Here is a 17,026-nt window from a genome sequence, read left to right on the forward strand (position 1 = left end):
TGACGGATATCACTCACATGGCCTTCAAGACTCTCGACGATCTCAACGATATCGCTGGCAAGCGCGCGCTTGTGCGCGTCGACCTCAACGTTCCGATGGACGGTGGCAAGGTAACGGACACAACGCGCATCGAACGCGTGTTGCCGACCATCCAGGAACTCTCCGAAAAGGGTGCCAAGGTCATTCTCCTGGCGCACTTCGGCCGCCCGAAGGGCGAGCGCGTTGCCGACATGTCCCTGGAACCGGTGGCACAGCCGCTTGCGGATCTGCTGCTTGCTCCGGTCGACTTCGTTGATGACTGCATCGGCGCCTCGGTCGAGGAAGCCATTGCCGAAGCCTCCAACGGCGACGTGCTGCTTCTGGAAAACACCCGCTTCTACAAGGGTGAGGAAAAGAACGACCCGGACTTCGCCAAGGCTCTTGCCGCCAACGGCGACTTCTATGTCAATGATGCCTTCTCCGCCGCACACCGCGCCCATGGCTCGACCGAAGGCATTGCCCGCCTGCTGCCGTCCTATGCCGGCCGCACCATGCAGGCCGAACTGGAAGCCCTGAGCTCTGCCCTTGGCGAACCCAAGCGCCCGGTTCTTGCCGTCGTCGGCGGCGCGAAGGTCTCCTCCAAGATCGACCTTCTGGAAAACCTGGTCAGCAAGGTCGACATGCTGGTGATCGGTGGCGGCATGGCCAACACCTTCCTCGCCGCACAGGGCGTCAATGTCGGCAAGTCGCTCTGCGAGCATGACCTGGCAGACACAGCCCGCAAGATCATGGTTGCCGCCGACAAGGCTGGCTGCGAGATCGTGCTTCCGGCAGATGCCGTGGTGGCCCGTGAGTTCAAGGCAGGCGCCGCGAATGAGACCGTCGCCCTCGACGCCATCCCGGCCGATGCCATGATGCTCGACGTTGGCGCTGCCTCCATCGCCAAGGTCGCCGAGAAGATCGACGCCGCCAACACGCTGGTCTGGAACGGCCCGCTCGGCGCCTTCGAGATCGCGCCCTTCGACAAGGCCACCGTTGCCGCAGCCCAGCATGCCGCGGCCCGCACCAAGGCCGGCAAGCTGAATTCTGTTGCCGGTGGTGGCGACACGGTTGCCGCTCTCAACCACGCAGGTGCAGCGGACGACTTTTCCTATGTCTCCACCGCAGGCGGTGCTTTCCTCGAATGGCTGGAAGGCAAGGAGCTGCCGGGCGTGAAGGCTCTGGAAGCTTGACAATCGGCCCCTGCCCGGAAAATGTGTCCGGGCAGGGGCACATATTGCTTGCAAAAATTATTTTACCGTCCAAATTAAAGACAATAAAAAAAACATCGAACTATTTGTATTTCAAACGATTTAGGTCCTTGCGGGTCCCTTTTCAAACCGCAGGTATTTGCTAAGTACACTCCCAAATTTGACGCAGCGCGGAAATTCCGGATCTTCTCCGGCTTGGAAGCGTTCGACCAACCCGGGAGTTTTGAATGGCACGTATCACGCTTCGTCAGCTACTGGACCATGCCGCTGAACACGACTACGGTGTTCCCGCGTTCAACATCAACAACATGGAACAGGCTCTGGCCATCATGGCCGCAGCGGACCGCACGGACTCGCCGGTCATCATCCAGGCATCCCGCGGCGCTCGCTCTTACGCCCATGACGTGATGCTGAAGCACATGATGGACGCAGTCTGCGAAATCTACCCGCATATCCCGGTCTGCGTGCATCTGGATCACGGCAACGAGCCGGCAACCTGCATGACCGCCATTCAGTCCGGCTTCACCTCGGTGATGATGGACGGCTCCCTGAAGGCCGACGGCAAGACCCCGGCAGACTGGGACTACAACACCGGCGTAACCAGAACCGTGACCGAAATGGCTCACCTCGGCGGGATTTCCGTTGAAGGCGAACTGGGCGTTCTTGGCTCGCTGGAAACCGGCATGGGCGACAAGGAAGATGGTCACGGCGCCGAAGGCGTGCTGAGCCATGACCAGCTCCTCACCAACCCGGAAGAAGCCGTGAAGTTCGTCAAGGAGACCAAGGTCGACGCGCTGGCGATCGCCATGGGCACGTCCCACGGCGCCTACAAGTTCACCCGCAAGCCGGATGGCGACATCCTGGCGATGCATGTGATCGAGGAAATCCACCGCCGCCTGCCGGAAACCCACCTGGTGATGCATGGCTCTTCCTCCGTTCCGCAGGATCTGCAGGACATCATCAACCAGTACGGCGGCAAGATGCCCCAGACTTGGGGCGTGCCGGTCGAGGAAATCCAGCGCGGCATCAAGAACGGCGTCCGCAAGATCAACATCGACACGGACAACCGCATGGCAATGACCGGTCAGATCCGCAAGATCCTGTCCGAGAACCCGGGCGAATTCGATCCGCGCAAGTACCTGAAGCCGGCCCGCGACGCGATGGAAAAGCTCTGCGTCGCCCGTCTGGAAGAGTTCAACACCGCAGGCCAGGCCTCGAAGATCACGCGCGTCATCACGCTGGCTGAAATGGCAGCCCGCTACAAGGACGGCAGCCTCGATCCCAAGATCGCCTGAGAAAAATGCTGGACCTCGTCCGGCAACACGCTCACTATCGATAAGCTTTCAGCAAAGAGGGGCCTTGCGTCCCTCTTTCGCCGTCTTTAGGGACAATAGAAGCATTCTGCCGTCACTTCTTACACCGGAACCGCTTCGTGAATCGTCCTCGCCTCTTTCTCGTGACCCCGCCGGTTTTCGAACCTGCCGACTTCGCCCCCAAGCTCAAGGATGCGCTTTCGGGCGGCGATGTCGCTTGCGTTCTGATCTACATGCCTCAGGCGAGCAGCAAGGCTCTGCAGGACACCGCCGAGCTGCTGGTTCCGATCATTCAGGATGGCGCTGCCGCTGCCCTGATCTATGGCGACACCCAGGTTGCTGGCCGCACCGGATCGGATGGCGCCCATGTCGAGACGTCTCTTGAGGACATCAAGCTTGCCGTCGAAAGCCTCCAGCCGGAGCGCATCGTCGGTGCTGGTGGCACCAAGCTGAAGCATGAAGACATGGAAATCGCCGAAACCGGCGTGGACTATCTCTTCTTTGGCAAGCTGGACCTGGATGAGCGCGAAGAAGCCCATCCCAAGACCATCGACCGGGCCCAGTGGTGGGCAGAGCTCTTCGAAACGCCATGCGTTGCGCTTGCTGGCAACACGATTGCCTCCATTGATGCCACGGCAGCGACCGGCGCCGATTTCGTCGCCCTGAAGGACGCGGTCTGGACCCATGGCGAAGGCCCGTCCGCAGCCGTTGCTGCTGCCAACGCCATCCTGGAAAATCACCCATTCGCGGATGTGGATTGACACCATGCAGCTTCGGACCGCCGCAGCCTCTGCCCTGCTTGTGACCGCCCTTCTGGGAGGCGCCTATGAATTGGCTGCCCAGGACAAGGCGCCGGTAAAGCAGGACACCGCGCAGCCTGCGGCGGCCGCCAAATCTGATGCGGCAAAGTCAGATGCCGCAGCTGCTCCGGACGCCAAGGACGCGCCGGCAGAAGGTGATGCGGCGACCGGCACGCCGGCGGACGGCACAGCCGCAGCGGATGCAGACCAGGGCATCTTCCCGATGGAGCTGAAAAGCCCCATCGACAGCCCCCTGCCCCCTCTCGCAGAAGGCCAGACGGCGAATGCCGATTTCGCTTATGGCATCTTCCAGCGCGGCTGGTACCTAACTGCTCTCGCCTTTGCGACGCCCCTTGCAGAGAACGGTGACCATAATGCCCAGACGCTGATGGGTGTCATGCATGAAACCGGCATGGGCATTCAGGAAGACAAGACCAAGGCTGCCGAGTGGTACCAGCTCGCCGTCACCGGTGGGGACACCGCCGCTGCCATGCAGCTCGGTCAACTCTATCTTCTGGGCACGGGCGTGCCCCAGGACAAGAAGAAGGCCGCAGACCTCTTCGAAATTGCCTCCAAGGCAAACATTCCTTCGGCGATCTACAACCTTGCCATCCTCTATCAGGAAGGCGAAGGCCGTCCCTATAACGAGGAAAAGGCCCGCGAGCTTCTGAAGCAGGCAGCAGAGCTGAACGACGAGGAAGCACAGTACACGCTGGCGCTCTCCTTCATCGAAGGCTATGGCGGCATCACGGACGAACGCCAGGGCGCCTACTGGATGGGTCGTTCCGCCCGCCGGGGCAATCCCTCCGCGCAGGTTTATTACGGTATCCTGCGCTTCCAGGGCAAAGGCGTGGAGCCGGACGAGAAGGAAGCAGCCGACTGGTTCGAACGCGCGGCCTCTGCCGGCAATCCCGTTGCGATGAACCGGCTGGCCCGCGTCTACGCCTATGGCCGTGGCCGCGACCTTGATCCAGTTTCGGCCGCCGCCTGGCACCTGGTTGCCCGGACCATGGGCGTCTCCGATCTGGAGTTGGATGGCTTCGTCGGCAGCCTGGATGAGGCGACCCAGGCCGAAGCCCGCAAGAAGGCTCAGGAATTTGCCCCGACCCTGATGGCGCCGACCATTGACGAGAGCAAGGGTTCCCCCTGATCCGCTAACTTCAATCAGCTTTTTTCCTTGAAACCGTCCCGCATTTGTGTAGGACAGGCCAACGCTGGGTTTTCGTGCCGTCTAGACTGACAGTTCCGCGCGCCCGGTCCCCATTTCTCAGTCAATGCAATCGGTCGTTCCATGAAAATCAACGGTAACGAAATCAAGCCAGGTAACGTTCTTCAGCACCAGGACACGCTGTGGGCGGTCGTAAAGACCCAGCACGTGAAGCCGGGCAAGGGCGGCGCGTTTGCGCAGGTCGAACTCAAGAACCTCCTCGATGGCCGTAAGCTCAACGAGCGTTTCCGCTCGGAAGACAAGGTCGAGCGCGTCCGCCTGGAGCAGAAGGACTTCCAGTACCTCTACACCCAGGAAGACCAGCTCGTATTCATGGACACCGAAACCTATGAGCAGCTCGAGCTGGCCATGGATTTCGTTGGCGACCGCGCAGCCTTCCTGCAGGATGGCATGATGGTGACTGTGGAACTGCACGAAGAACGCCCGATCGGCATCAGCCTGCCGCAGTTCGTCACGCTTCAGATCACCGAAGCAGACGCAGTGGTGAAGGGCCAGACCCAGTCTTCGTCCTACAAGCCCGCGATCCTGGAAAACGGCGTCCGCGTTCTTGTTCCGCCGTTCATCACGGCTGGCGAAAAGATCATCGTCGACACCGGCACTGTGGAATACGTCCGCCGCGCGGACTGATCCATCTTATCCCTGACCTGACGCGGCGGGCCCGGCCCGCCTGCGTCCAAGAAACATCGGCAATCAGCAAATGGCCCGCACAGCCCTCCTAAACGTCATGGTTCAGGCAGCCACCAAGGCTGGCCGCAGCCTCGTCCGCGACTTCGGTGAAGTCGAAAACCTTCAGGTCTCACGCAAGGGACCGGGAGATTTCGTCTCTGCCGCTGACCGCCGGGCCGAGGAAATTGTGCGCACCGAGCTGACCCGTGCCCGTCCGACCTTCGGTCTGGTCATGGAAGAAAGCGGCGAAGTCGAAGGCACCGATGGTCAGCACCGCTGGCACATCGATCCGCTCGACGGCACCACCAACTTCCTGCACGGCATTCCGATCTTCGCGATCTCCATCGCTCTGGAGCGCGCAGGACAGGTCGTCGCCGGTGTGATCTACAACCCGGTCATGGATGAGCTCTACACCGCAGAGCGTGGCCGTGGCGCCTTCGTCAACGACCGCCGCCTGCGCGTTGCCGGCCGCTCCGAGTTGCCCGACATGGTGATCGGCACCGGCCTGCCGATGATCGGCAAGGGCGACCATGGCCGTGCGCTGAAGGAACTGCGTTACTTCATGCCGGAAGTTGCAGGCATCCGCCGCTGCGGCGCCGCCTCCCTGGATCTGGCCTGGACCGCTGCTGGCCGCCTCGATGGCTACTGGGAACACAATCTGAATTCCTGGGATCTGGCCGCAGGCATCCTGATGGTCAAGGAAGCGGGCGGATATGTTTCCGACGCTGAAGGCAAGGAAAGCATGCTCACCTCCGGCGACGTTGTTGCCGGCAACGAGTTCGCTCACAAGCACATGCTGCGCCTGATCAAGAAGGCCGCTGAATAAGCAGAGCCTGACAGGCAAGTGTTTCAAAAGGGCGGGTGGCAACACCCGCCCTTTTCTTTTTCCGTGGCGGTCATTCAATCGCCCCATTGGCCGTACCCGATAGGCCACAGCGCAAGAGGAATTGGTAAAACCCTCATTAACGGTTTCCATGCCTCGGGAAATCACGCTATCAATTCAGTACGTTCAACAGGCGATAGATGGCGACTCATGGCACGCGATTACGACCCCTACAGTCTGTCCAGTCCGAAGGCATACCTCTCCTTCATGATCATCTTTCTGGTGATCGTTTCCTTCATCGCCTTCATCCTTTACCGGCAGATCTCGGTCGCTTTCATGAGCAACCCGGGCCTCAATGGCCTGATCATCTTCGTCGCCGGCCTCGGTGTTCTCCTGCTTTTCGGCAGGGTTATCCGGCTCTTTCCCGAAATCTCCTGGGTCAACAGTTTCCGGATCGGTGATCCGGGCCTCGACACCCGCTCGCCCATTCTTCTGGCGCCCATGGCGACACTGCTGGGCAACAAGGTCGGCGAGATGGCGCTGACACCGATGACGGCCCGCTCGATCCTCGATTCCATCGGCATGCGTCTTGAGGAATCACGCGAGATTTCCCGCTATCTGACCGGCCTCCTGGTGTTTCTCGGCCTTCTGGGCACCTTCTGGGGACTACTCCAGACCATCACCGCCGTCGGCCAGACGATCCAGTCGCTGAATGTGGGTTCGGGCGATGCCGGCGTGATCTTCGAGGACCTCAAGGCCGGTCTTGAAGCCCCGCTTTCCGGCATGGGCACCGCTTTCTCGTCCTCGCTCTTCGGTCTGACCGGCTCGCTCGTACTCGGCTTCCTCGATCTTCAGGCCGGGCAGGCGCAGAACCGATTCTACAATGAACTGGAAGACTGGCTCTCGACGGTCACTGACATCGAGCCGGAGGACGGCCCGATCATGTCTGTACCCTCCTCCAACACGGAACAGATCCAGGCCTCTCTCGCCCAGCTGCAAAAGACCCTGGAAGACGGTTCCAGCAAGAATGCAGCCCAGGCCATGTCCAACCTTGCCGAGGGCATTCAGGGTCTCGTCAAACATGTGCGCTCTGAGCAGCAGATGATGCGCGACTGGGCGGAGCAGCAGGGAGAGCAGCAGAAGCGGGTCGAGACCCTTCTGGCATCGATTTCTGCGGCCTTCGACCGGGCCAAGGGGTAAGCCCATGTCGAGCTGGCGATCCAGACGCCGACAGCAAGGCACCGACTACTGGCCAGGCTTCGTGGACGCGATGGCGACCCTGCTGCTGGTCATCATCTTCCTGCTGTCCATCTTCATGCTGGCCCAGTTCTTCCTGAGCCAGCAGCTGTCCGGCCGCGACACGGTTCTGAACCGGCTGAATGCTCAGATCAGCGAACTGACAGAGCTTCTGTCCATGGAGCGGGCCAACAGCAGCAATCTGGAAGAAACCATCCAGGGCCTGCAGGCAAGCCTGAGCTCTGCCACCGATGAGCGGAACCGGCTGCAAGGCCTGCTGGACAGCAACAGCGGCGCGGCAGAAGCAGCCGGTGGCCGGGTCGCGCAGCTTGAAACTGTTCTGGATGAGGAAAAACAGGTCTCCCAGCGCGCCCTTGCACAGGTCGAGCTCCTGAACCAGCAGATCGCAGCCCTCCGCCGCCAGATCGCCGCCGCAAATGCTGCTCTGGAAGCTGCCGAAGCGAAGGAAAGCGAGAGCCAGACCAAGATTGCGAGTCTTGGCCGCCGCCTCAACGCTGCCCTCGTTCAGCGGGTGCAGGAACTGTCCCGGTACCGCTCCGACTTCTTCGGCCGCCTGCGCGAGATCCTGTCCCAGCGCTCCGACATCAGTGTTGTTGGTGATCGTTTCGTCTTCCAGTCCGAAGTGCTGTTCTCTTCCGGTTCGGAGGAGGTCAATCCGGAAGGGCAGAAGGAACTGGACAAGCTGGCCCAGGCGATCCTGGAGCTGAGCAAGGAAATTCCGGACGAGATCAACTGGGTCCTGCGGGTGGATGGCCACACGGATGCCCGCCCCCTTTCCGGCGCCGGCCGCCTGCGCAACAACTGGGAGCTTTCCGCGGCCCGCGCAATTTCCGTGGTCCGCTACCTCATTTCCAAGGGTGTCGACCCGAAGCGGCTTGTTGCGGCAGGCTTTGGCGAGTTCCAGCCTCTGGAAGAGGGCGACACACCCGAGATCCTCGCCCGCAACCGCCGGATCGAACTTAAGCTGACCGAACGCTGATCCTTTGAGATCCACCACAAAAGAAAAGCCCCGGACTTTCCATTGGAAGGCCGGGGCTTTGTTCATTCAGGGTCTGATACCCGGCAGACGATCAGGCGTCGTCTTCGTCTTCATCACGGGATGAGGACTTCAGGGAATTCAGCTTTGCGAAAACGGCGTCCGCATCGAATTCTTCTTCCTCTTCCTTCACCGGACGGCTGGTGTCCATGGTGAAGGCCGCTGCGATGGCGTCTTCGCTGGTGGTTTCGTCCACCGGCATCAGGGTCTCGTAGTCGGTTTCCGGACGGATCGGCGCGTTCTTGGCGGCCTTTTCCACTTCGATGTCCAGCTCGAGCTGGCTGCACAGGCCCAGGGTTACCGGATCGGACGGCGTCAGGTTGGACGAGTTCCAGTGGGTCCGCTCACGGATGGCCGCGATGGTCGGCTTGGTGGTGCCGACGAGACGGATAATCTGGGTGTCCTTCAGTTCCGGATGGTTGCGCACCAGCCAGAGAATCGCGTTCGGACGGTCCTGGCGGCGGGACACCGGCGTGTAACGCGGGCCCTTGCGCTTGGATTCCGGCACGACGACCTTCGAAGTATGCAGCTTGAGCTGATAGTTCGGGTCGTTCTGTGCTCTTTCGAGTTCTTCGCGGGAAAGCTGGCCGGTCAGGATGGGGTCAAGACCCTTGATGCCCTGAGCGGCTTCACCATCAGCAATCGCCTTCACTTCGAGCGGATGCAGTTTGCAGAAGCTTGCAATCTGCGTGAAGCTCAAAGCGGTATTGTCGACAAGCCAGACGGCAGTTGCCTTCGGCATCAGCGGCGTGTTCGCCATCGGTCAAATTCCTCCTGTCAGCTCCCTCGCCCGGCAAGGCGAAAAAGCAAAGATCCATTCAAAAATGATGGGGGATAGGAGATCTTATACATTTATCCGAGGGCGAACGCAATTGCTCACGCTCATGCGCCCCCGGAATTCGCAGAAGACCCTGAGTCACAAATGCGATTGAAACCCGGCTGAGGAAGGAGACCCGACCGTCAGCACGATTTTGCCGATATGACCGGAGCTTTCCATGCGCCTGTGCGCCTCGGCGGCCTGCTCCAGCGGAAAGGTTGAGTCCATGACAGGCTTGATTCTCCCGGCCTCGATCAACGGCCAGACCTTTTCTTTCAGGGACCGTGCGATCGCCGATTTGAAGGCATCGTCCCGCGGCCGCAGGGTCGAGCCGGTGTGGGTCAGACGTTTCATCATCAGACGGGAGAAGTTCACTTCCTCCGCCGTGCCGTTCAGCGTCGCGATCTGACAGATACGGCCTTCGACAGCCGCCACCTTCCAGTTCTTCTCCACATAGTCACCACCGACCATGTCCAGAATGACGTGAATGCCCTCCTTGCCGGTCACTTCCAGGAAGTGCTCGACGAAATCGGTCTTGTTGTAATTCACGGCGTGATCTGCGCCCAGCGCCTTCACGGCCTCCAGCTTGTCTTCGGATCCGACGGTCGTGAACACTTCCGCACCGAAGGCCTTGGCGAGTTGGATTGCCGTTGTGCCAATTCCGGACGTGCCGCCATGAACCAGGAACCGCTCGCCAGCCTTGAGCCCGACCCGGTCGAACACATTGCTCCAGACCGTAAAGAACGTTTCGGGAAGCGCTGCCGCCTCGACCATGGAAAGGCCTGAGGGCACCGGAAGGACATGTCCCTCGTGAACCTTGCAATATTCCGCATAGCCCCCGCCCGCGACGAGAGCACAGACCTTCTCGCCGATCTCGAAGGTCCTGGCGTTCACGCCCCGGTCTACCACCGTGCCGCTGACTTCCAGCCCTGGCAGGTCAGACGCGCCCTTGGGCGGCGGATAGGCTCCCATGCGCTGAAGCACGTCCGGACGGTTGACGCCGGCCGCTTCCACCCGGATCAGGATCTCTTCGCCAAGAGGCACTGGAACATGACGCTGCTCTACGCCCAGCACATCCGGCCCGCCCGGCGCCGTGATCGCAACAACATTCATCTTCTCGGGCAAGCTCGTCATGGCCTTGATCTCCATTTGCAGATCACACAGATCTAGTGCTGCTGGTCAGATGAGACAATCGCGGCAGTCAGGCAAATGAGAATCAGTTCTCGTTTCCTGACGGCGCAAACCCCGAGCGAAACTGGAGGAACCGATGTTCGAAGAAGAAACCCCCAGAAAAAAGAGCGGTGGATCTGCCGTCACTGTCGGCGAAGACCTTAGCCGGTTTTCCGAGGAAGAGCTCGCGGAGCGGATCGAGACGCTCAAGCAGGAAATTTTGCGGACAGAGGAGACCTTGTCCCAAAAAAGCAAAATACGGGATGCAGCCAATGCATTCTTCGGAAAATCCCCTAGTTAATTATGTCAATACAAGCATTAGCGAATACATTACGTCCCTATACGAAACAGATTCAGTACAATTTTCATAAATTTTACTGATCATTAAGCTTTCTACGCGATAACCATATTTATCCAGTCATCTGGATCTTGAGTGGCTCCTGTCCACTCTGTTTGACGCCTCCCTGTTAATGACTCTGAGCCGCACCCGTTGCGGCTCTTTTTTTTCAAGAACCGTCCCTGTATCTTGTTGGACATGGACGGATGGCTGATCGCCAAGAACTGGCACGCGGCTTGCAAATTTCGTTGCACAGGCGCCGCAGCGTCCCGGCATGAAACACTCAACGGACATAAGTCTCGTCAAGTGCCCGATTGTCCGAGGGACCGGCCCGGCATGATGAAACAGAAGCTAAAAGGCGTATCGGATCGATGACTGACAAGCCCACTCAAATGGACGAACGCGCAGAGCCGGTCGCATTTGCCCTCCGTCTGGCCAGTTCCGACAATTTCCAGAGCCTGTTCCAGGAAGGCATGTCCCTCGTGGAAGAGACCGCTCTCTATCTTGATGGCGATGGCCGCACTGAGTCCAAGGCGCTCGACCGCCCGGCCTCCCTTGCCTACGCCACCGAGTCCATGCGCCTGACCACCCGCCTGATGCAGCTTGCCTCCTGGCTTCTGCTCCAGCGCGCTGTGAATGAAGGTGAAATGTCCAAGGACCAGGCCAGCAGCGAGAAGAACAAGGTTCGCCTTGACCGCCTCAGCAGCGCCGTTGAAAGCACCGCCTGGAACGATCTGCCGGAAAGCCTTCGCGAGCTTATCAACCGCTCCATCCGCCTTCAGGAACGCGTCGTGCATCTGGACGAGATGCTGTACCGTTCCACGCCGGTCATCGAATCTGATGACAATCCGGTCGCTCTACAGCTCGGCCAGCTTCAGGCAGCTTTCGGCCGCATGGGCTGAGCCCAACCGTTTCCCGATCCCAAAAAGGGCCGCTCCAACAGGGCGGCCCTTTTTTGTTGTCAGCGATTTCCACATCCCGGCCATCAAGTTCCGCCTGTGCCAATTTGCGCCAGTCCTCCATACCGGGACGGCGGACCTGCAGCAGTCTCAAAACAGCACAAACGAAAAGACCCAGCCGAAGCTGGGTCTTTGAAACAAGGCCGGAACGGCTGAGACCGATTAGGAACCCAGGAAGCCAGCGAACTTGTTCTTGAAGCGGGATACACGGCCGCCACGGTCCATGATCTGACGGTCGCCACCGGTCCATGCCGGATGGGACTTCGGATCGATGTCCAGAGCAAGCGTGTCGCCTTCCGCGCCATACGTGGAGCGGGTGAAGAATTCGGTACCATCGGTCATGACAACCTTGATGGTGTGGTAATCGGGATGAATATCCGTTTTCATGGCCGGTCCTTTCCTGCACTCTCCCGGTCCGCTCCTCGCGAGACGACAGTCAGGTGCAAACGAAACAAAGGGCCGCCGATCCAAATCCGGACGCAGCCCCAGAAACATGTGGAGGGGCTATACCCCATGAAGCGGCGCGAAACAAGGGGCCAATGTGAATCCCCCGCGGCATTTTAGTCCTTGGTTTTTCGCGCCCGATCCCTCAAGTCTATCTGCGGTCCTACAAACAGAAGAATGTGGAACGATACAGTGGCTCGCCGCCAAACGCCGGACAACACCCAAACCCGCAAAAGCCTGAAGCCGCTCGCCCGGCTCCTGCCCTACCTGAAGCGCTATCGCACCATGACTTTCATGGCCCTGACTGCGCTGGTTGCAGCGGCCGTGTTCACCCTGATCCTGCCGACAGCTGTACGCCGGATGATCGATCAGGGGTTCTCCGGTGACAATCCGGGGCTGATCAATTCCTATTTCGGCATGCTTCTGGGCGTCGTCGCAGCCCTGGCCGCCGCAAGCGCCATCCGCTACTTCCTGGTGATGTGGATTGGTGAGCGGGTGGTCGCCGACCTGCGCGCCGATGTCTTTTCCCATCTCACCCGGCTCAGCGCCTCCTTCTACGACAAGTCCCGCTCCGGCGAGATCCTGTCCCGCCTGACCGCAGACACCACCCAGATCAAGTCCGCCTTCGGGGCCAGCGCCTCCCAGGCCATGCGCAATCTGGTGATGTGCATTGGCTCCTCGGTCATGATGGTGATCACGAGCCCGCATCTGTCGGTCATAGTTCTGGCGGCGATCCCGGTCATTCTGGTGCCGCTCGTCGGCTTCGGCCGCAAGGTTCGCAAGCGCTCCCGCGCCGCGCAGGACACCCTTGCCGACAGCGCCGCCTACGCTGGCGAGATGCTGTCCTCTGTCCGCATCCTGCAGGCCTTCACTCAGGAAGAAACCGCATCGGCCCGGTTTGCAGCCGCCGCCAACACGGCGTTCCATGCGGCCCGCACCGCCACCCTCGCCCGCGCCTTTCTGACGGGCTTCGCGATCTTCATCATCGGCGCAAGCATTGTTGCCGTTCTCTGGATCGGCGCCAACAGCGTGCTTGCCGGCACGATGACGGGTGGGGAGCTCAGCCAGTTCCTGCTCTATTCGATCCTGGCAGCAGGCTCTCTGGCAACGCTTTCGGAAATCTGGGGAGAGTTGTCCTCGGCAGCCGGGGCCGCAGAGCGGCTGGCAGAGCTTCTGGAGATCACGCCTGAGATTGACGCTCCCGCGCAGCCCAGGCCCCTGCCCGGTGCCCACAACGCACCCATCGAGTTCCAGTCCGCCAGCTTCTCCTATCAAGGGGCAGCAGACCGTCCGGTTCTGAAGAATGTCAGCCTGACCATCAAGCCGGGTGAAACGGTGGCCCTGGTCGGCCCCTCCGGCGCCGGCAAGTCGACCCTGTTCCACCTTCTGACCCGCTTCTATGATCCGGTTGACGGTGCGGTGACCTTTAACGGCATCAACCTGAAGGACCTCGATCCGCAGGACCTGCGCCACAATATCGCGCTCGTGCCTCAGGACGCTGCGATCTTTGCAGAGACCATTGCAGAGAATATCGGTTTCGGCCGCGTTGGCGCGTCCCGCCAGGAAATCGAATCGGCCGCCAAGGCAGCTTCGGCCCATGACTTCATCATGGCCCTGCCCGAGGGCTATGACACCATGGTCGGCGAGCGGGGTGTGACCCTCTCCGGCGGCCAGAAACAGCGTCTGACCATTGCCCGGGCAATCCTGCGTGATGCGCCAGTCCTGTTGCTGGATGAAGCCACCAGCGCCCTCGACGCAGAAAGCGAGCACCTGGTGCAAGGCGCTCTCGACCGGCTGATGCAGGGCAGGACGACCTTGGTCATTGCCCATCGGCTGGCAACTGTACTGAAGGCAGACCGCATCATCGTGATGGATGCCGGCCAGATCGTGGAAACCGGCACTCACCGGGATCTCGTGGCGGCAAACGGCCTTTATGCCAAGCTCGCCCGGCTGCAGTTCGACACAGCCCATGCGGAAGCAGAAAAGGCCGTCGCACCGGCATAAGGCCAGAGCGCTACATTCGACCCCCGAAACAAAAACCCCGGCGCCTTGAAGGACGCCGGGGTTTTTCATTTCAGTTGGGCTTGCCCGGAAGCTCAGGCCTCCGGCACATCAACCGTGTAGTTCAGCGGCAGCCGGCCGCCATCGGCAAAGATGGTCTGGCCGGTAACATAGCTTGCATCCGAAGAGGCCAGGAACACGGCAATTCCGGCAATCTCGGAGGCTTCACCAACGCGGCCCATGGGCGTGCGGGACAGCACACGGTTGCGCGCAGCCGGATCGCTGTTCACGGAGGCCAGCATGTCGGTCATGATCGAGCCGGGGCCAATCGCATTGACGCGAATGCCATAGGGAGCCAAGGCAACGGCTGCGGTCTTCGTCAGCTGGGCAACCCCACCCTTGGAAACGCAATAGGGAAGCTGACCCGGGATCGCGAGAACCGAGTTGATCGAGGACAGGTTGATGATCGTTCCCGGCTCACCGCCGTTCTCAATCTTCTCGACCAGATGGCGTGCAACAGCCTGCGAGCACAGGAAAGTGCCCTTCAGGTTCACATTCAGAACCCGGTCGAAATCATCGATGTCCAGATCGAGGAAATCTCCGCCCGCGACGATCCCGGCGTTATTGACCAGAATGTCGATATCGCCATAGGCGTTCAGGGTCTCGGCGATCAGGTTCCGCACATCGAGGCGTTCAGCCACGTTGCAATGGATATAGGTTGCCTCACCCAGAGCAGCGAGTTCTTCCTGCGCTGCCTGTCCGGCGTCATCATCCACGTCGGAAATGATAACCTTCGCACCTTCCATCACGAAGCGCTTCGCGATGGCAAAGCCGATGCCGCGCGCGGATCCGGTTACGATGGCAACCTTGTTCTTCAGGGTCACGGAAAACCTCTTGGCCTGTCAAAACGGGGCCGCCGAAGCGGCGGCCCTGACCATAGGAGCTTCCTTCCTGCGTGTCGACGCCGTTTTCCTGACCCTTCAGACCCGGTTTAAAATGCCATGCAGCTCCAGCGCCTGGGTGATTTCATCCAGAATTGCCGGATCATCGATGGTCGCAGGCATCTTGTAGCTTTCGTGGTCGGCAATCTGGCGCATGGTGCCCCGCAGGATCTTGCCTGACCGGGTCTTGGGCAAGCGGTCCACGGTAATTGCGATCTTGAAGGCAGCAACAGGGCCGATCTGGTTGCGCACCAGTCCGACCAGTTCCTTCTCGATTTCCTCATGCGGCCGGTTCACGCCGGACTTGAGGACGACGAAGCCGCAGGGCAGTTGCCCCTTGAGCTGATCGGAAATGCCGATCACAGCACATTCAGCCACGTCCTTATGGGTCGCCAGGACCTCTTCCATCGCGCCCGTCGACAGGCGGTGCCCGGCCACATTGATGATATCATCCGTGCGCGACATGATCGACAGATAGCCGTCTGCGTCGATGATCCCGGCATCCGAGGTTTTGTAATAGCCCGGGAAATCATTCAGATAGGCATCGAAGAAGCGCTTTTCCGCGTTCCACAAGGTCGGCAGACATCCCGGCGGAAGCGGCAGTTTCACGACGATATTGCCGAGGGTGCCCTGAGGCAGCGGGTGCCCCGCGTCATCCAGAATCTGCACGTCATAGCCCGGCATGGGAACGGTCGGCGAGCCCGGCTTGATCGGCAGCTTGCCCAGCCCGAGCGGATTGCCGACCATGCACCAGCCACTCTCGGTCTGCCACCAATGGTCGACGATCGGCACCCGCAACTGGTCTGCTGCCCATTGCACCGTATCGGGATCGGCCCGCTCACCAGCAAGGAACAGGGCCCGGAACTGGGACAGGTCATATTTCGAGATCAGCTTGCCCTCCGGATCCTCCTTGCGGATCGCGCGGAAGGCCGTCGGCGCAGTGAACAGCGACACAACCGAATGTTCCGCAATCACCCGCCAGAACACACCTGCATCGGGCGTTCCCACCGGCTTGCCTTCGAACACCACCGTCGTGCAGCCATGCAGCAGCGGCGCGTAGACGATGTAGGAGTGACCGACGACCCACCCCACGTCCGACGCTGCCCAGAACACTTCGCCCGGCTGAATGTCGTAGAGATTTGCCATCGACCAGGCGAGCGCCACCATATGGCCGCCGGTATCTCGCACCACGCCCTTCGGCTGGCCCGTCGTCCCGGATGTGTAGAGAATGTAGAGCGGATCAGTCGCCTTGACTGGAACGCAAGGAACCTCCCGGCCTTCGGCTTCCGCCGCCGCCATCAGTGCTCCGGCGTCATGATCCCGTCCCTCGATCAGGCTCGCTTCGGACTGCTCGCGCTGGAACACCAGGCAGCACTCGGGCTTGTGTTCGGCCTGCTCGATGGCTGCATCTATCAGCGGCTTGTAGGCAATTACACGTCCCGGCTCGATGCCGCAGGACGCAGCGATGATGGCCTTCGGTGTCGCATCATTGATGCGGGTGGCAAGCTCATGAGCAGCAAAGCCGCCAAAGACGACCGAGTGGATCGCACCGATCCGGGCGCAGGCCAGCATTGCCATGACGGCCTCGGGCACCATCGGCATGTAGATGATGACCCGGTCGCCCTTGCCGATCCCCTGATCCTGCAGCACCGCCGAAAGGGCGACGACCTTGTCCAGTAGCTTCCTGTAGGAATAGACCGCCTTCTTGCCGGTGATCGGGCTGTCATAGATCAGCGCAGGCTGGCCGGTCCGGCCGCGTTCCACATGGCGGTCCAGACAATTGTAGCAGGTGTTGCACTCCCAATCCGGAAACCAGCGCCCATAGGGGCCATCTGCCGGGTCGAACACCTGATCTGACGTGCTGATCCAGTCAATTTTCGCAGCTGCCGCTTTCCAGAACCCGAAAGGATCATCCTGCCAGGACTTGTAGGTCTCCGCATACCGGCTCGACATAGGCGTTGCTCCTCCTGCGGCAGCCACCTCCTCCGCAGCCACCTTCGTCAGG

General features: G+C 60.5%; 16 protein-coding genes. 11 read left to right on the forward strand and 5 right to left on the reverse strand.

Features of this window, described 5'->3' with window-relative positions:
- The first annotated feature begins 17 nt into the window (after positions 1–17).
- The 8 genes from BUA94_RS13025 (at position 18) to BUA94_RS13060 (ending at position 8,295) form a co-directional block, all read left to right on the forward strand.
- A complete protein-coding gene (locus BUA94_RS13025; protein ID WP_073013598.1) occupies positions 18–1,211 on the forward strand; it encodes a phosphoglycerate kinase in 1,194 nt (397 codons plus the stop codon).
- Positions 1,212–1,456: 245 nt separating this feature from the next.
- Positions 1,457–2,524: a class II fructose-bisphosphate aldolase gene (gene fba / locus BUA94_RS13030; RefSeq protein ID WP_073013599.1), complete on the forward strand. Its 1,068-nt coding sequence runs from the start codon at positions 1,457–1,459 to the stop codon at positions 2,522–2,524.
- Between the two features lie 137 nt (positions 2,525–2,661).
- A complete protein-coding gene (locus BUA94_RS13035) occupies positions 2,662–3,303 on the forward strand; it encodes a thiamine phosphate synthase (RefSeq protein ID WP_073013600.1) in 642 nt (213 codons plus the stop codon).
- Between the two features lie 4 nt (positions 3,304–3,307).
- Positions 3,308–4,492: a tetratricopeptide repeat protein gene (locus BUA94_RS13040; RefSeq protein WP_084082025.1), complete on the forward strand. Its 1,185-nt coding sequence runs from the start codon at positions 3,308–3,310 to the stop codon at positions 4,490–4,492.
- A 141-nt stretch (positions 4,493–4,633) separates the two neighbouring features.
- Entirely contained in the window at positions 4,634–5,197 is a 564-nt protein-coding gene (gene efp, locus BUA94_RS13045) for an elongation factor P (protein WP_073013602.1), read from the forward strand.
- A gap of 70 nt (positions 5,198–5,267) precedes the next feature.
- Positions 5,268–6,062, forward strand: coding sequence for an inositol monophosphatase family protein (locus tag BUA94_RS13050; protein ID WP_073013603.1), 795 nt, complete (start codon positions 5,268–5,270; stop codon positions 6,060–6,062).
- Between the two features lie 207 nt (positions 6,063–6,269).
- Positions 6,270–7,259, forward strand: coding sequence for a flagellar motor protein MotA (locus BUA94_RS13055; protein ID WP_073013604.1), 990 nt, complete (start codon positions 6,270–6,272; stop codon positions 7,257–7,259).
- Positions 7,260–7,263: 4 nt separating this feature from the next.
- Positions 7,264–8,295: a peptidoglycan -binding protein gene (locus tag BUA94_RS13060; RefSeq protein WP_073013605.1), complete on the forward strand. Its 1,032-nt coding sequence runs from the start codon at positions 7,264–7,266 to the stop codon at positions 8,293–8,295.
- 91 nt (positions 8,296–8,386) lie between these two features.
- On the opposite strand, the gene BUA94_RS13065 is transcribed toward BUA94_RS13060, so the two are convergent.
- Together BUA94_RS13065 and BUA94_RS13070 are read right to left on the reverse strand one after the other, a co-directional pair.
- Complete coding sequence (locus BUA94_RS13065) at positions 8,387–9,112, reverse strand: DUF1013 domain-containing protein (protein ID WP_073013606.1); 726 nt, start codon at positions 9,110–9,112, stop codon at positions 8,387–8,389.
- A 156-nt stretch (positions 9,113–9,268) separates the two neighbouring features.
- Positions 9,269–10,303, reverse strand: coding sequence for an NAD(P)H-quinone oxidoreductase (locus BUA94_RS13070; protein WP_073013883.1), 1,035 nt, complete (start codon positions 10,301–10,303; stop codon positions 9,269–9,271).
- 133 nt (positions 10,304–10,436) lie between these two features.
- Between BUA94_RS13070 and BUA94_RS13075 the strand changes: the two genes are divergently transcribed.
- A complete protein-coding gene (locus BUA94_RS13075; protein ID WP_073013607.1) occupies positions 10,437–10,640 on the forward strand; it encodes a DUF1192 domain-containing protein in 204 nt (67 codons plus the stop codon).
- 407 nt (positions 10,641–11,047) lie between these two features.
- A complete protein-coding gene (gene rcdA, locus BUA94_RS13080) occupies positions 11,048–11,578 on the forward strand; it encodes a protease adaptor protein RcdA (protein WP_139251108.1) in 531 nt (176 codons plus the stop codon).
- Positions 11,579–11,797: 219 nt separating this feature from the next.
- Here the strand turns inward: rcdA and rpmE are convergent, their stop codons facing one another.
- A complete protein-coding gene (gene rpmE, locus BUA94_RS13085; protein WP_073013609.1) occupies positions 11,798–12,022 on the reverse strand; it encodes a 50S ribosomal protein L31 in 225 nt (74 codons plus the stop codon).
- A 249-nt stretch (positions 12,023–12,271) separates the two neighbouring features.
- Between rpmE and BUA94_RS13090 the strand changes: the two genes are divergently transcribed.
- Positions 12,272–14,083 carry an ABC transporter transmembrane domain-containing protein gene (locus BUA94_RS13090; RefSeq protein ID WP_408011933.1) on the forward strand — a complete coding sequence of 604 codons (1,812 nt, stop codon included), beginning with the start codon at positions 12,272–12,274 and terminating at the stop codon, positions 14,081–14,083.
- A gap of 92 nt (positions 14,084–14,175) precedes the next feature.
- Here the strand turns inward: BUA94_RS13090 and BUA94_RS13095 are convergent, their stop codons facing one another.
- Together BUA94_RS13095 and BUA94_RS13100 are read right to left on the reverse strand one after the other, a co-directional pair.
- On the reverse strand, positions 14,176–14,964 hold the full coding sequence (locus BUA94_RS13095; RefSeq protein WP_073013611.1) for an SDR family NAD(P)-dependent oxidoreductase: 789 nt from the start codon (positions 14,962–14,964) through the stop codon (positions 14,176–14,178).
- A 96-nt stretch (positions 14,965–15,060) separates the two neighbouring features.
- A complete protein-coding gene (locus BUA94_RS13100) occupies positions 15,061–16,974 on the reverse strand; it encodes a propionyl-CoA synthetase (RefSeq protein ID WP_073013884.1) in 1,914 nt (637 codons plus the stop codon).
- Between the last annotated feature and the right edge of the window lie 52 nt (positions 16,975–17,026).

The organism is Roseibium suaedae, assembly GCF_900142725.1.
Lineage (GTDB): Bacteria > Pseudomonadota > Alphaproteobacteria > Rhizobiales > Stappiaceae > Roseibium > Roseibium suaedae.